Here is a 15,321-nt window from a genome sequence, read left to right as displayed (position 1 = left end):
AAGATTTGGGTCGGTCAAGTTTCTGTTTCAATTAGTCACACATTGTCAAACCTTTGCTTTTGCCAAAGCATTTATGTACGGCTACTGTTCATCTCCTATTTAGGATTGCTGTATGTCAAATAGGTTGCCAAACGTTCTGCTGTCCACCGTCCAAATTCATACGCCAGTTCTGCTGGCTCAATCTCAAGCGTTTCAAGTAACAATTGCACATACTCAGGGGTCGCTTTACGGTAGTGTTCTTGTTCTCGTTTGTTGTGCAGGCTCTCTAGCGCAATGGGCAGCAAACAGCACTGGCAAAGCGGCTACAGGAGCCAGAACACAACTTCAAAAGTGATGGACAGGTGCAACAGTGGTTAGCCGAGCAGTTGGGCGTCGAAGCCGAGTATCATGCGCTTTACCAGAGGAGACGCTATCGACTCAAGGCCAAACTCAAGGTGGCTCGTCCCCACCCGCCGCCAGCAGAACAGCGAGCAGCGAGGGCAACATTAGAAACCCTTCATCACCTGCAAACCAAAATCGATCAATGACTCGATCCACTAAGCGCTCCGATGATTGCTTCGATTACGGGTTATCCCTTTTTTCTTGCTGCCCTATCTGCCCTCACCACTCTTTAAATTCGTATAAATAACGAACAGGACTTCTGCGTGAAATAACTTTGTTGCGATCGCCTACCCAATTCGACGAAGGCACAATTCGGAGAATTTACCGAACTCGGAATCTGCCGAATCAGTTAATCATAGGTAGGCACAACGTACTCGCTACGCAGTGCGATCGACCTTATCGATCTGTGCAGCTTTCACGGCAAAAAAGATGAACGACTTCGAGGAACAAGGCACGTTTATTCCAGCCGCCGATCGCGTTTGGGGCGACGATGCCCTCGACCCCCGCAAGCAAGCAGCCGATCGCCTGCTCGAAAAAGCGATCGAGCAGCACCAGATCCGTCGCTATCAAGCGGCGCTGAACACGCTGCGGCAAGCGATCGATCTGTACCAAGACCTGACGGATTTGCAGGGAGAAGGCCGCGCCCTCAGCAGCATGGGTTTGGCGCACTACGCGCTGGGCAATTATGCCGAAGCGATCGCCTATTCGCAGCAAAGTTTGGCAATTTCGCACCTGACGCTCGATCGCCGCACACAGCGACAGGCATTAGGCAATTTGGGCAATGCCTATCGCCATCTGGAAGATTATGCACGGGCGATCGAATACAAGCTGCAAAGCCTCAAAGTCGCTCGCGAAATTGCTGATGTTCGCGGGGAACTTGCTGCCCTGAACAATTTGGGCATGGTGTATCGAGCCGCAGGCGACGAAGCACTCGCGATCGCCTACTACCAGCACTGCCTCGATCTCGCTCGTCGGCATCAAGATACGCAGATCGAGCGGCAGGTGCTTCGCAATTTGGGCAATCTGCACTACGGGCTGGCAAATTATAGTCAGACGATCGCCTGCTACGAGCAACTGCTGCGACTGGTGCGCCAGCAAGCCGATCGTCCCGCCGAAGCTTTGATCTTGAAAAATTTAGCCAGTGCTGCTTACGCAATGGGCAGCTACGCACAGGCAATCGCCTATCAGCAAGCCCGATTGGAAGTCGCTCGCAGCTTGAAGGACGATCGATCGCAAGAGCAAATTCTCGAAAGCCTCGCCGTGATTCATGAAGTCATGGGCGCATTTGAGCCTGCGATCGAGTATTACGAACAGCGGTTAATTGTTGCGCGTGAAATCGCCGATCCAATGATGGAGCAGCGAGCAATCGACGGCTTGAAAAATGCCTACTGTGCGATCGGTGAATTTGCCAAAGCCAGTCAAATTCATTCAATCGAAACGGCCAGCCTCAACTAGAACTTGTTGGGCTTCGTTTTATCTAAATCTTCGATATAGAAAACGGGATACTACGCTTCTTGGCAGGCAAAGCGATCGAGGTCGCTGCTGCCCGCAGGCAGTTCACTTGAGGTTTGGACTGAGGCAGGCACGTCGATCAGCATAGTCAACCGAGAGAAAAACTGCTTTACATAGCTTAACGATTTTCGTCAAACGGCTGTTGAAACCCAAACGGCTGTTGAAACCCAAAAGTCTAGGACGATTTCGATCGCCGTTTTGCCTGCTGTTTCGGCTGGGGCGGCGTTCGGTGAGCGCCAAAATATTTCTCGCTGCGATAGCGCAGCCAAACGCGCAAAACTTCGGGGATTTTTGCTTTTTGCTCTTTCGTGAGCGTGTTGTAAAGTGCCAAGGCGCGATCGCGCTCTCCCCGACAGGCGGCGTTGTTGTGAGCATCCCAATAGCTGCGGGCGACTCGAATGCGCCGACACACTTCTTTAATCAGCGCGTCTCCCGTCAAATCATCCTGTGCCATCGTTCAAATTTTGCTTGCAGATACGATCGATCCTAGCGCTCGTTCAGGTGAAGTTCGATCGCACCAGTTCGAGCCACTGTCGCAACTGCGGTAGATATCGAGCGGCCAGCCCGCCGCCTACCAAGCCAAACAGATGCCCCTGCCAGGAAATGCCCCGTCGAATCGGCAGAATTCCCCAGATCAGCGGACTGTAGAGGAACAGGACGAGCAAGGCAATCGCCCCTGAAGTCAAATCCTGCTGAAAATAGCTCCGCAGCAGCAAAAAGCCAAAATAGCCAAAAATTAAGCCGCTCGCGCCAATGTGCAGACTGTTCGACGTGGCAAACAGCCAAACGCCCAAACCGCTCACCAGCCAAACGACAGCCGTGACGATCGCAAACTCGTCAAGCCCGCCCAGCATCACCAATCCACCCAGCACGACAAACGGCACAGTATTGGCGCTCAGATGTTGCCAAGTGCCGTGCAGCAGAGGTGCAAACAAAATGCCGCGCAGACCGATTTGCGATCGAGGTCGAATGCCCAAACGGTTTAGCCGATGCCGCAGCACCAACCGATCGATGCTTTCCAAAAGCCAAATCAGCACGACAAAGCCGCCTAAAATTCGAGCTTCAGCGGGAATCGAGTCAATCACGATCGCCTCCGCTGACGGGCGTAATCGTGGTGGAAATCGTCATCCAGGGAGCAGTTTGCAGGCTCGATCGCATCATTGCTTCATCGCTAAACGTTTGACTGAGGATGCGCCCCTCAAATTTCAGCGTCATTGATTCTGCCTGAAACGGCCAAGGATCAAGGGTTAGTCGAGTTGGATCGTTGGCGATCGCCGCCAGCGTCAACGTTGTTTTACCATTCGCACTGGGAACATCTGCCACCTTCGACTGACGAACGCCCATACAAATCATCAACGACAGCGTGTCCCACGTTGCGACCAGTTGGCGATTGCGATCGATTACCTCTGGCGTCGCCATTCCCTCGTAGTGCAGATCAGCTCGAAGCTGAGCGATCAGGTGCTGCTGAAATTCTGCTTCTTGATTCAAATAAGTTTGAACGCGATCGATCGCTTCGAGAGAGCGCTGCCAGCCTGTAAAGCGGTGAAACAAGCCAGTTCCGTGCAGCGAAACAAGCAGCGTTGCATAGCGACCGAACGGCATCGCTAACTGCTTTGCGCCCGTCCAAATTTCGACGCTCACTTGCGGCGGCAATTCAGTAAAGCTGTGCGGGTAGCCCGTTTGCAAATTCAGCGTCGGCTGTGGTTCCCAGCGCAGCCAGCCGATATCATGCAGTTCTGCGCCCAAGCATACTTCCGGCCAAGGCGCAAACGTACCAAAATCAGCATTTCCCCAAGCGCGAGCAAGCTGACCTGCCAGCCAAGCATGAGTCGGTTGCGTAATGCAAAGTAGACCAGTCGGAAGTGGACGATGCAGCATGGAGGCGATCGCAACAAAATACTCAGCAGCATACTTGCACCGTCAGGCCGCACTCAACTGACTCTAGTTAGACTTGCCCAAATTCACACGCGCCATTCACCCGTCGAATTTTCTCTCGATCGCGATTTTTTTTCAGGTTCGGGAATTCTAAATTCAAGTGTTTAGTTTTGATGCTGTTCATCTTGCTTGAGTTTGCAGGTTTCTAAATGAACTGCACCTCAATCAGTGTGCAAGTGCTGTGTCGTGCTTGCTTTCGTTTGTGCTGACAATTTTGCCTGTTTGTTCATTGGTGTGGGTGTTCTCAATATGCGCTTTCAGCAGGCTACAAATTTGAGCGATCGTCAAACCGCTCCGGAATCAACTAGCGACCCGATCGAGCCAATCGCTTCCTTGATGTTCATCGATTCCAGAATTTCTGACTATCAAAGCTTGCTCCAAGCGGTGCAGCCGCAAACGGAAATTCACATTCTCGATCCCCATCAGGATGCGATCGCACAGATCACGCAGGCATTGCAGGGACGACAAAATATTTCCAGTCTGCATTTGGTGTCACACGGGAAAGCGGGCGCAATTCAGCTAGGGCGCGACTGGCTCACCGAATCCACACTTCAAGATCACGCAGCGCAACTTCAGCAGTGGAGCCAGTTGCTCACCGCAGATGCCGATATTTTGATTTACGGCTGTCACGTCGCGGAAGGCGAGTTGGGGCAGGCATTTGTCGATCGCTTCAGTCAGCTTACAGGCTTAGATATTGCGGCATCCACCAATTTGACGGGCAGTTCTGATTTGGGCGGCGACTGGATTTTAGAAGCGGCAACCGGAGAAATTACGAGTGCTTTGGCATTTGAGTCGGCTGCAATCGATCGCTACAGCGGCATTCTACCGAGCAGCAACGTCGTAATCAGCCAAATCTACGGCGGCGGCGGCAACGCTGGCACAACCTTCCGAAACGACTTTATTGAGCTGTTCAACACCAGCGCAACGGCGGTTGACCTGTCCGGCTGGTCAGTGCAGTATGCCCCTGCAACTAGCACAACTTGGCAGGTGACACCGCTTTCAGGATCGATCGCCCCCTTCAGCTACTACCTGATTCAGCAGGGCAGCGGCAGTAACGGGTCGATCAATTTGCCGACGCCGGACGCGATCGGATCAATTATGCTGAGTGCCACCAGCGGCAAAGTTGCCCTGGTCAGCAATTCCACAGCGCTGAGTGGAGCAAATCCCACAAACGCCAGCGTGATCGATCGGGTGGGCTATGGCACGGCAAACGGCTTTGAAACGAGTGCAGCCCCCGCCCTGAGCAATACAACGGCGGCAAAACGCACCGAAAATCGCGATACAGACAGCAATGCGGCAGACTTTACGACAGGTACGCCCACGCCCCGCAACAGCAGCAGTCCGCCCGAAGTTCCCACGCTCAGCATCGCCGCAGGCAGCAGCCCGATCGAATCGTTCACCAACGGCACATTTACCCTGTCGCTCAGCCGCGCTGCCAGCACAGATTTAACGATCAACTTCAGCATCGCAGGCAGTGCCGATCGCAACCGCGACTACACGATCATTGGCGGCACGGGAATTCGCAGCGTTGCGGATGGTGCTTTTGTGATTGCGGCTGGAACCACAGCGGCAACTTTGACCATTCAGCCGATCGATGATCTGGCTGCTGAAGCCGACGAAACCATTCAACTGACGCTAACCAACGGCACAGGCTACGCGATCGGCACATCAACAGACCGCTTGACGATCGCCGCCAACGATTTTGTCGTCACCAACACCAACGACACAGGCGAAGGCTCGCTCCGGCAGGCGATTTTGAACGCCAACGCGATCGCCGGAGCCGACACAATCACCTTTGCAGGCGTATTTACTGACAGCGACATCAGCAACGACGCGATCGCAATCAACAGCACGTTAGAACTTACCGAAACCGCCAATTTGATCGGCACACCGACTCTGCAAGCCGTCGATCGATTCGCAATTTTCCGCATCAGTGCAGGCGTGGATGTGGCGTTCGATCGATTCACGTTCCGCAACGGCAGCAGCGCGATCGACAACGCAGGCACAATCCGCATCAGCAACAGCACCTTTCACAACAACGAGATCGGCATTGCGAACACGGGCACGATCGCCAATCTCAGCAACAGCACGTTGAGCAGCAACGGCACGGGCATTGCAAACGCAGGCACGATCGCCAATTTCGTCAACAACACGATCGCCGCCAGCACCAATGCGGGCATCGCCAACACGGGCACGATCGCCAGCTTGTTCAACAACCTGCTGGTCAGCAACGCCAGCAACGCGATCGCAGGCAGCATCACGAACCAAAGCAACAATCTCGCGGGCACGTTTGCCTCCGTTGGCCTTTCCCCGCTGGGCAGCTACGGCGGTTCAACCCAAACTCATGCGTTGCTTCCCGGTAGTGCGGCGATCGATGCGGGCATCAGTGGCGTCCCGACTCAAGACCAGCGAGGCGTGGCGCGAGTCGGCGCAGTGGACATCGGTGCATTTGAATCGCGTGGCTTTACGCTCGAATTCGTCAGCGGCAGCAACCAAACCACCCGCACTGAAACGAATTTCGCCAATCCGATCGCGCTCAGCATTCGCAGCGGCTTCGATGAACCCGTCAACGGCGGCGCAGTGACTTTTACCAGTCCCACAACGGGAGCGAGTACCAATCCGGTCAGCCAAACGATCGCGATTTCTGAAGGACAAGCGATCGCCTCAATCACTGCCAATGCCACAGGCGGCACGTACACCGTTACGGCAACCACAGCGGGCAATCAAGGCAGTGCGGTTCGCTTCAGCCTGACCAACCTTGCCCCCAACGTCGCCCCCATCCTGGCTTTTGCGGACGCTGCCCTCGACTACACCGAAAACGATCCAGCCACGCCGATCGATGCGATTGCCACCGTCCGCGACTCCGATTCGGCGAACTTTGAGGGCGGAACGCTGACAATCGACTACTCCACAGGCGGCACAGCAGACGATCGCCTCACCGTTCGCGCTGCCGAATCGATTAGCATCAGTGGCAACGAGGTTCGCTGGAACGATACGGCGATCGCGTCCTTCACAGGCAGCGACGGCACAGCACCGCTAATTTTTCAATTCAACGCCAACGCGACGCCAACTGCTGTTTCTGCCCTGCTGCAAAACCTCACCTACGCCAACGTTTCCGAAGATCCCAACACCGCATCCCGGATATTGCAGCTCGTCCTCACTGATGGCGATGGCGGCAGCACCGTTGCAACCAAAACAATTAACGTCACGGCAATCAACGACGCGCCCGTTTTGGTGAATAACCGCTTCAGCGTGATTGAAGGCAAGAGTCTAATGCTGACAGAGGCGAACTTGAGCGCGATCGATGCGGAAAATACAGCAGTCCGCTTCAGCGTCAGCAGCGTCACGAACGGCCAATTTGAATTAATCAGCAGTCCAGGAATCGCGGTCACAGATTTTACTCAAGCACAAGCGACCAACAGACAAATCCGCTTCGTCCACAACGGCAGCGAAGCCGCACCCACGTTCAACCTCAGCATCAGCGACGGCACGAACAGCACACCGCCCGTTGCGGCAATCATTGCCTATACTCCTGTGAACGATGCGCCCACTGTAGCAACTCCGATCGCTGACCAAAGCGCGATCGTCGGTCGTCCATCGACCTTTACCTTACCGATCGACACCTTTGCAGATGCGGATCTTGGCGATCGCCTCACCTTCCGCGCCACGCTTGCCAACGGCAATCCGCTCCCCACCTGGCTCAGCTTTGATGCAGATCGAAAAACCTTTCGCGCCACTCCCACGACCGAGCATGTTGGATCGATCGAAATTCAAGTCACGGCAACCGACACCACCAATGCCGCCGCGATCGATGTTTTTCGCTTCGTGGTGCAGCCACAGCCGGATCAACCGACCCTCAACCCCGCCAAACCGATGGGCACTCCAATTCCTGCAATTGCCTTTGAACGCCCAAACCGGAAGACGACGGGCACGATCGATCGCGATCGCCTTAAAGGAAGCTGGTTCAACGATGTCTTAAACGGTGGTGCAGGCAATGACGTTCTCAGCAGCGGCTACGGCAAAGCCAGATTGGGACAAGACAAACTAAATGGCGGCGCAGGCAACGATCGACTCTACAGCGGCGCAGGTCGCGATCGACTCGCAGGAGGTTCTGGTCGCGATCGCCTCTATGCCGGAAAGGGAAGAGATTTATTGCTGGGAGGCGCAGGAAATGACTGGCTCAGCGGCAATCAGGGCGATGACATTCTCGTGGGCGGGCAGGGACACGACACGCTAATCGGCGGCGGTGGCAAAGATATGTTTGTCTTCCAGGCGATCGCGGACGCAACCGATTTAATTCAAAAATTTGAAGCAGGTGAAGATGTAATCGACTTGCGATCGATCTTCAAGCAGCCTCAGTTTCGCAGCACTTCCAGCTTTGAGCAGTATCAAAATTTTGTGCGACTGGTGCAGGTTGGCAATCATACAGACATTCAAATTGATGCAGACGGCAGCAGTGCGGAAACGCAGTTTGTCACGCTTGCTCGCTTGGAATCAATTTCAATCAGCACGATCGACTCCACGCATTTTGTCATCTAGCTTGACGATCGCTCTGTTGAAATGATTCGGACAAATGTACTAAGATTGTTGGGCGTTCTTCGGAGGCAAAATGGAACCACGCATCAGCTTGATCACGCTTGGCGTTGCGGATTTGGAGCGATCGATCGCCTTTTATGCAGCGGGTCTGGGTTTGCCGTGCGATCGCAGCTTCGAGGGCATTGCGTTCTTTCACTTGCAGGGAACTTGGCTTTCGCTTTATCCACGCGAGGCATTGGCCGCAGATGCCCAAGTTTCCCCTTCAGGCAGCGGATTTTGTGGCTTCACCCTAGCTCATAATGTTGAGTCCAAAGCAGCGGTCGATCGAGTGCTGGCTCAGGCGATCGCCGCAGGCGGCAAACTGCTCAAGTCCGCTCAAGACACTGATTGGGGCGGCTATTCTGGCTACTTTGCTGACCCGGACGGCTTCTTGTGGGAAATTGCCTGGAATCCGCATTTCGACCTGACAAAATAACGCCTAGATACAGCAAAAGCCGCCTGTGACAGCGGCTTTCTTGTCGATCGGAGCGGCGGGATTTGAACCCACGACCCCTACTACCCCAAAGTAGTGCGCTACCAAGCTGCGCTACGCCCCGATTTGCCTTATCTAGAATAGCACGAGATGTACGGCGCGATCGAATCCTTGCAAATCTCGATCGGCTTGACTTAAAATCACGATTTCTACAAAAAAAGGGAGAGCCAACTTTGGCTCCCCCAACCATCAGGGTGCATCTACTTAACACAGTATGCCATGACAGGGGTGAGGGGTGTAACCCCCTTTCGCAGAAATTTCACAAAAACATACAAAAACGCTAGGGGTAGCGTTTTCCTCCCCTAGCGAACTCTAGAAAATTTAATTATCCGTTCAGCTTTTGAGCCAGAAGCTGATTTGTGAGCTTTGGATCGGCACGTCCGCCCGTCTGCTTCATCACCTGACCGACAAAAAAGCCGAGCAGCTTAGTTTTGCCAGCTCGATATTTCTCCAGCTCATCTGGATGGGCAGCGATGACCGCATCGATCGCCGCTTCGATCGCACTCGTATCCGAAATCTGCACCAGCCCTTTGCGCTCAACCAGTTCCTTGGCCGAACCGCCATTGACCAGCAGTTCTGGCAGCAAATCCTTGGCAATCTTGTTGCTAATCGTGTTGTCTTCAATCAGCTTCACCAGTTCGGCTAAGCTCTGTGGCGTTAAACCAATTTCGCGAATTGATTTCCGCTCGTTGTTCAAGTAGGCGCTGATGTCGCCCATAATCCAGTTTGCCGTTGGCTTTGGATTTGCACCTGCTGCGATCGCCTCCTCAAAATACTCAGCGATCGTGCGATCGTCCGTCAGCACTCGCGCATCATAAGGCGATAAGCCAAGTTCGCTTTCATAGCGTTGACGCTTTTGGGCGGGCAGTTCCGGCAGTTGCGATCGCCACTCCTCAAGCTGAGCGGGCGTGACTTCGATCGGCCCCAAATCCGGCTCCGGAAAATAGCGGTAGTCGCTCGATCCTTCCTTGACCCGCATACTGATCGTGCGCTGCGAGCCTTCTTCCCACAAACGAGTTTCCTGCACAATGCGTTCGCCAGATTCGATCGCCTCGATTTGCCGATCGATCTCGTAATTGATGGCGCGTTCGATCGCGTTGAACGAGTTCATATTTTTGATCTCGACCTTTGTGCCGAACTTGTCTGCGCCGACTTTGCGAACGGAAATATTCACGTCACAGCGCAACGAGCCTTCCTGCATGTTGCCGTCACTCACTTCTAAATAGCGCATGATTCGGCGCAGTTCGCGGGCATATTCGGCGGCTTCCGCGCCCGATCGCATATCCGGTTCCGAAACGATTTCGACAAGCGGCACGCCTGCACGATTGTAATCGACCAGCGAGTAGGCGGAACCCGAAAGGCGTTCGCTGCCTGCGTGGACGAGCTTTCCAGCGTCTTCTTCCATGTGCAGACGGGTGATGCCGATGCGCTTGCGGACAGGCTTCCCGTCGGCATCTTCAATTTCGACTTCGAGCCAGCCATGTTCGGCGATCGGCAAGTCGTACTGCGAAATCTGGTAGTTCTTTGGCAGGTCAGGATAGAAATACTGCTTGCGATCGAACTTGCTGTAGGGCGCGATTTGGCAGTTGAGCGCCAGCCCGGCTTTGACGGCATATTCCAGCACTTTCTGGTTCAAGACGGGCAAAGTTCCCGGCAGACCCATACAGACCGGATCAATGTTGACGTTTGGATCTGATCCAAAAGCCGTCGAGCTGTCAGAGAAAATTTTCGTCTCGGTGCTGAGCTGACAGTGCGTTTCTAAGCCAATAATCGCTTCGTACTGAGTCTTAATTGGCGCAGCAGTAGTCATGGAAGCAGGTTTCCAGTGGTTGAAATTACTTCCATTTTATCGGGAAGGGGGATTAGGTGTCGGGCGGTGGCGAACAGCCCAATGCGCGATCGCTTTACTGCCACGCGACAGGCTTTCTGTTTTTGCTGCCGCCACCGAAGCTTCGCCGCCCGACATTCAATTTCCTAATCGATCGCCACGAGCTGAATTTCAAACGTCAACTCTTCGCCTGCCAGCGGATGATTTGCATCCAGCGTGATTTCCGCATCGTTGGCGTCCGTGATGATCACGGGAATCATTTCGCCAGTTTCTTGCCGAATTTGAAGCTGTGTGCCGACTTCAACAGGCATGTCAGCCGGAATTTGGTTGCGATCGATCACCAAAACCATTTCTTCATAGTGTGGGCCATAAGCTTGCTCAGCAGCGATGGTTTCAGTCTTCGATTCGCCCGGAGTCATGCCGATGACTGCCTGTTCAAAACCAGGAATTAAGCTGCCCGACCCGATCGCAAACTGCAACGGTTCACGCTCGACCGAAGAGTCGAACACCGTACCGTCATCCAGCTTGCCTGTGTAGTGTACCGTTACCGTATCTCCAGCTTTTGCCTGCGCCATGCTGTCTCCTCGTTTGCTGATGGCCGTTTGCATTTGCCTACCCTAGCGAAATAATTCAGCGATCGCCTCAAACCATAAGGAGAATTTAAGACCGCTACATCAATCCGTTTTGTTTTTGGTAGTTCAAAATTCGCGTCGCATTTTCGCGCTCGATCGAGTTAAGCAGATCGGTGGGAAACTCGATCGGATCGTAAACTGGGCGATACCAAGGCTGACTGTCAAAATACCGCTGAAGTTGAACATCATCAAAGCGGCGACCATGACGAGCAAAAATCGCATTCCGCATTCGCGTCAAGTCTTCAGCGCTTTTGCCCTGCATGTCGGCCTGAGTCACCAATCGTTCTGACAGCCAGTCATAGTCGATCGGGGTGGGTGAGGCAGTCGGCTCGATCGAAGAGCGCTGAATGCCCGATGCGATCGACGCAGGCTCGGTGGACTGCTGCGGCCAAACGCGAACGATCGCACCCGCTGCAACCATCAGCGCAATCATCAAGCCAACACCGCCTATCCAGACGCGCTGAGGTGTAGCAAGCAGATCAAACTTGATAGCAACAGGTGCGGCAATCACGGTTGTTTCGGCCTGCAAATCAGCCAGCATTGCTTGAGCGGTCGGATAGCGATCGCGGGGATGAAGCTGCACAGCGCGATTAAGGACGCGAGCAAAATGCGGATCGATCGAGTGAACAAAGTGCTGCCACTCGATTTCGCCGCTATCAGGATTTGAGGAGAAATTCTGCGGTGATTCACCACTGAGCAGATAAATCGCCGTTAGTGCCAAGCTGTAGAGATCGCTGGAATAAACTGGCCGACCCGCTGCTTGCTCAGGCGGCATATATCCAGGCGTGCCGATCGCGATCGAACTCACAGGTTGACCTTGCGAGTTGATCAGCGTTGTACTCAGCGTTTCTTTCACCGCTCCAAAGTCAATCAGAACGGGCTTGCCGTCCGATCGCACAATCACGTTGTCCGGCTTGATGTCCCGGTGAATAATGCCTTGGCCGTGAATGAAATTTAAGACGGGCAATAGCTCAACCAGCAGCGATCGCACCGTCTGCTCATCCAGCGGATTATGCTGCACCAGTTCGCTCAACGTATGACCTTCGATCCATTCCTGCACAAGGTAGAACTGTCCGTCTTCGATCGTGTAGGCATACAGGCGGGGAATTTGGTCGCAGCGATCGCCCAGTTCTTCAAGAATGGCCGCTTCGCGCTGAAACCGTTCCTGCACAAGCTGATACTGAGGCTGATGCGCGAGCGATCGCAACTGTTTCACGACGCAGCGGCGGCGAGAAGGCATCTGCGTATCTTCGGCCAAAAACGTATCGCCAAAGCCGCCGCTGCCCAAAACTTCCAAAACGCGATATCGATGGTTAAGAAGCGCTTGCATTTCGCTTTTCTAACTCGATCGCTAGCAACCGTGCGTCCATCTTACAAGCTGCGCCAAGGGACGACCGGAAATTGTAAACTGATTTCCAAATTTTTTGCACAGATTGATCAATATCGATTATGCTTGTAAATCGGAGTCGAGTTTATCACTTGGCTTTCTCTCACGCGGATGTGGCGGAATTGGTATACGCGCACGTTTGAGGGGCGTGTGGCTTTGCCTTGCGAGTTCGAGTCTCGCCATCCGCATCAACAGTTTCAAGCGCTCTGAGTCGAATGGCTCAAAGCGCTTTGTTTTACAAGTGGCTAAGGTACACTGAGAAGGTTTAGTGGCCGCTCGGCTCGCGTGTAAAAGAATCCAAAATGGCGACGTTTTTATTGGAAGTTGGAACGGAAGAACTTCCGGCAAGCTTTGTCCAAGACGCGATCGCGCAGTGGCGATCGAAAATTCCTGCTGCTTTAAGCGATCAGCTTCTAACCGCTGAAAAAGTTGAAATCTACGGAACGCCGCGCCGTTTAGCCGCCATCATCTCCGGTTTACCCACGCAGCAGCCCGATCGAGAAGAAGCAATCAAGGGACCGCCTGTTCAAGCTGCTTTTCGAGACGGCCAACCAACGCAGGCGGCACAAGGATTTGCGCGAAAGTGTGGCGTCTCAGTCGATACGCTGAAAGTGCGATCGACCGACAAGGGCGATTTCGTCTTCGTCCAGCAAAAAATCTCTGGTCGCCCAACTGCCGAAATTCTCGCTGAACTTGTTCCCAACTGGATTACCAGCCTTGAAGGTCGTCGTTTCATGCGCTGGGGCGATGGCGATCTGCGCTTTCCCCGTCCGATTCGCTGGCTGGTGACGCTGCTCGACGCCGAAGTTTTGTCGATCGAACTTCAAAACGGCTCGGAAACCTGCATGAGCGGACGCACTTCGCAAGGCCACCGCGTTCTGCACCCCGATCCCGTCACGATCGATCGCGCCGAGAACTACGTGGAGATCTTGCGGCAGGCGGCGATCGAAGTTGATCCCGCTCAGCGACAGCAGCAAATTCAAACGGCGGCAGCAGCAGCAGCGCAAACAATCGGCGGTGTCGTGTCGATCGATCCCGACCTGCTTGCAGAAGTCACCAATTTAGTCGAAACCACAACCGCAGTGATCGGCAAATTTGACTCCAGTTTTCTCGAACTGCCATCTGAAGTCATCGTGACGGAGATGGAAAGCCACCAGCGCTATTTCCCAGTTCGCAAATCAGCCGAATCGCATCAACTGCTGCCGTATTTCATCACAATTTCCAACGGTGATCCGGCTAAGTCCGATATCATTGCGGCTGGCAACGAGCGCGTCATTCGTGCCCGACTTGCAGACGGCAAATTTTTCTTTGATGCCGATCGCACTCAACCTTTAGAAAGCTACCTGCCGCGCCTCGCTCAGGTAACGTTCCAAGAAGATCTCGGCTCAGTGCGCGAAAAAGTCGATCGCATTGTTCAAGCCGCGAATCGCATTGCCGATCAGCTTGCGGTCAGTGGAGAGGAGCGATCGCACATCCAACGTGCTGCCCTGCTGTGCAAAGCCGATCTCGTAACGCAGATGGTCGGCGAATTCCCCGAACTGCAAGGCGTGATGGGGCAGAAATACGCACAAAGCAGCGGCGAACCCGAAGCCGTCTCACTCGCCATTTTCGAGCATTATCTGCCACGTGGAGCCAGCGACAGTCTGCCAAAAACGCTGGCCGGTCAAGTCGTTGGAATCGCCGATCGCCTCGATACGCTAGTTGGCATTTTCAGTTTAGGAATGCTGCCTTCTGGTTCATCCGATCCGTTTGCACTCAGGCGAGCAGCCAATGCGATCATCAGTGTAATTTGGTCTACAAATTTATCTGTGAATTTAGGCGAACTGCTCGAACAGGTTGTCACTGATTTCGCCACTGTCAAATCTACTTCTGCAACGCTGCTACCCTTGCTACGCGATTTCTTTTTGGTGCGGATGCGGTCGCTCTTGCAGGAAGACCACGCGATCGACTACGACCTAGTCAACGCCGTACTCGGCGAGAATGATTCGATCGCGGCTGAACGGGCGCTCACGGATCCAGTTGATTTACGCGATCGAGCCTGCTTCCTCCAGCAGATTCGCGAAAACGGAATGCTCGATCGCATTTACGAAACTGTCAACCGCGCTACTCGCCTTGGCGCCCAAGGCGATCTCGACATGACCACGCTCGATCCAATCGGCGTCGTACAGCCCAATTTGTTTGAGCAGCCTTCCGAACAAGCCCTTTATGATGCGATCGTGCAGCTTGTTCCCGAAACTAGAGCAGCTCAGCGCGATCGTGACTATCAAAAACTTGTTGATGGCCTTGCAGCGATCGCGCCAGTTGTCAGCAACTTCTTTGACGGAAAGCAAAGCGTTTTAGTGATGGCAGATGACCTCAATATCCGTTACAACCGTCTCAGCTTATTAAGACTGCTGCACAATCATGCACGTGTGCTAGGAGATTTTGGCCCGATTGTCAAAAGCTAAGGCTCGTTCAAGTAATAACACAGGGGGGAAGATTGGTTGAGCAATCTTCCCCCCTGTATGCAGCTAATAACATCCTGGCACTGAGCTATCTTCACAGGCAGTCACCTACCCACTATTTTCGCCGCAGCAGC

Annotated in this window: 11 protein-coding genes, 2 tRNA genes and 1 pseudogene; 6 read left to right on the top strand and 8 right to left on the bottom strand. The window is 53.8% G+C overall.

What is annotated here, in order from left to right; all coding sequences use genetic code 11:
- Window positions 1-113: 113 nt before the first annotated feature.
- A pseudogene (locus H6F67_RS28480) lies at window positions 114-278 on the bottom strand (IS630 family transposase); the annotation flags it as partial.
- 63 nt (window positions 279-341) lie between these two features.
- Here H6F67_RS28480 and H6F67_RS08955 point away from each other — a divergent pair.
- The gene (locus H6F67_RS08955) at window positions 342-527 is read left to right on the top strand and encodes a hypothetical protein (protein ID WP_190765468.1); all 186 of its coding nucleotides are present in this window, start codon (window positions 342-344) and stop codon (window positions 525-527) included.
- A gap of 283 nt (window positions 528-810) precedes the next feature.
- Complete coding sequence (locus tag H6F67_RS08950) at window positions 811-1,836, top strand: tetratricopeptide repeat protein (RefSeq protein ID WP_190765466.1); 1,026 nt, start codon at window positions 811-813, stop codon at window positions 1,834-1,836.
- 232 nt (window positions 1,837-2,068) lie between these two features.
- Here H6F67_RS08950 and H6F67_RS08945 read toward each other — a convergent pair whose 3' ends face one another.
- The 3 genes from H6F67_RS08945 to H6F67_RS08935 are packed head-to-tail and all read right to left on the bottom strand — an operon-like array spanning window position 2,069 to window position 3,771.
- Complete coding sequence (locus H6F67_RS08945) at window positions 2,069-2,347, bottom strand: Precorrin-3B methylase (RefSeq protein ID WP_190765464.1); 279 nt, start codon at window positions 2,345-2,347, stop codon at window positions 2,069-2,071.
- Between the two features lie 43 nt (window positions 2,348-2,390).
- A complete protein-coding gene (locus H6F67_RS08940; protein WP_313926790.1) occupies window positions 2,391-2,978 on the bottom strand; it encodes a rhomboid family intramembrane serine protease in 588 nt (195 codons plus the stop codon).
- Window positions 2,971-3,771 carry a DUF3891 family protein gene (locus tag H6F67_RS08935; RefSeq protein ID WP_190765462.1) on the bottom strand — a complete coding sequence of 267 codons (801 nt, stop codon included), beginning with the start codon at window positions 3,769-3,771 and terminating at the stop codon, window positions 2,971-2,973. Before H6F67_RS08935 ends, H6F67_RS08940 begins: the two co-directional genes overlap by 8 nt.
- Before the next feature lie 243 nt (window positions 3,772-4,014).
- Here H6F67_RS08935 and H6F67_RS08930 point away from each other — a divergent pair, with 243 nt between their 5' ends.
- Window positions 4,015-8,367: a DUF4347 domain-containing protein gene (locus H6F67_RS08930; protein WP_190765460.1), complete on the top strand. Its 4,353-nt coding sequence runs from the start codon at window positions 4,015-4,017 to the stop codon at window positions 8,365-8,367.
- Window positions 8,368-8,437: 70 nt separating this feature from the next.
- Window positions 8,438-8,839 (top strand): VOC family protein, encoded by a 402-nt coding sequence (locus tag H6F67_RS08925; protein WP_190765458.1) that lies wholly within the window; start codon window positions 8,438-8,440, stop codon window positions 8,837-8,839.
- Window positions 8,840-8,886: 47 nt separating this feature from the next.
- Here the strand turns inward: H6F67_RS08925 and H6F67_RS08920 are convergent.
- From H6F67_RS08920 to H6F67_RS08905, 4 genes are all read right to left on the bottom strand, one after another.
- Window positions 8,887-8,960, bottom strand: a tRNA-Pro gene (locus H6F67_RS08920).
- Window positions 8,961-9,221: 261 nt separating this feature from the next.
- Window positions 9,222-10,706, bottom strand: a complete 1,485-nt coding sequence (gene gatB / locus H6F67_RS08915) for an Asp-tRNA(Asn)/Glu-tRNA(Gln) amidotransferase subunit GatB (protein WP_190765456.1) — start codon at window positions 10,704-10,706, stop codon at window positions 9,222-9,224.
- Between the two features lie 164 nt (window positions 10,707-10,870).
- A complete protein-coding gene (locus H6F67_RS08910; protein WP_277874571.1) occupies window positions 10,871-11,332 on the bottom strand; it encodes a peptidylprolyl isomerase in 462 nt (153 codons plus the stop codon).
- Between the two features lie 61 nt (window positions 11,333-11,393).
- Window positions 11,394-12,686, bottom strand: a complete 1,293-nt coding sequence (locus tag H6F67_RS08905; RefSeq protein WP_190765454.1) for a protein kinase domain-containing protein — start codon at window positions 12,684-12,686, stop codon at window positions 11,394-11,396.
- 164 nt (window positions 12,687-12,850) lie between these two features.
- On the opposite strand from H6F67_RS08905, the gene H6F67_RS08900 reads away from it, so the two are divergent.
- Window positions 12,851-12,931 (top strand) — tRNA-Leu (locus H6F67_RS08900).
- Window positions 12,932-13,045: 114 nt separating this feature from the next.
- Window positions 13,046-15,190, top strand: a complete 2,145-nt coding sequence (gene glyS / locus H6F67_RS08895; protein WP_190765452.1) for a glycine--tRNA ligase subunit beta — start codon at window positions 13,046-13,048, stop codon at window positions 15,188-15,190.
- Window positions 15,191-15,321 lie beyond the last annotated feature (131 nt).

Origin of the sequence: Microcoleus sp. FACHB-1515 (assembly GCF_014696105.1) — a bacterium.
In the GTDB taxonomy this organism is placed as follows: domain Bacteria; phylum Cyanobacteriota; class Cyanobacteriia; order Elainellales; family Elainellaceae; genus JAAUTJ01.
This window is presented reverse-complemented; position numbering and strand designations above follow the sequence as displayed.

Bases quoted from the DNA above. Each gene is read 5' to 3' on its own strand.
- H6F67_RS08950 (WP_190765466.1), top strand. From the start codon at position 811: ATGAACGACTTCGAGGAACAAGGCACGTTTATTCCAGCCGCCGATCGC.
- H6F67_RS08945 (WP_190765464.1), bottom strand. From the start codon at position 2,347: ATGGCACAGGATGATTTGACGGGAGACGCGCTGATTAAAGAAGTGTGT.
- H6F67_RS08935 (WP_190765462.1), bottom strand. From the start codon at position 3,771: ATGCTGCATCGTCCACTTCCGACTGGTCTACTTTGCATTACGCAACCG.
- H6F67_RS08925 (WP_190765458.1), top strand. From the start codon at position 8,438: ATGGAACCACGCATCAGCTTGATCACGCTTGGCGTTGCGGATTTGGAG.
- gatB (WP_190765456.1), bottom strand. From the start codon at position 10,706: ATGACTACTGCTGCGCCAATTAAGACTCAGTACGAAGCGATTATTGGC.
- H6F67_RS08910 (WP_277874571.1), bottom strand. From the start codon at position 11,332: ATGCAAACGGCCATCAGCAAACGAGGAGACAGCATGGCGCAGGCAAAA.
- H6F67_RS08905 (WP_190765454.1), bottom strand. From the start codon at position 12,686: ATGCAAGCGCTTCTTAACCATCGATATCGCGTTTTGGAAGTTTTGGGC.
- glyS (WP_190765452.1), top strand. From the start codon at position 13,046: ATGGCGACGTTTTTATTGGAAGTTGGAACGGAAGAACTTCCGGCAAGC.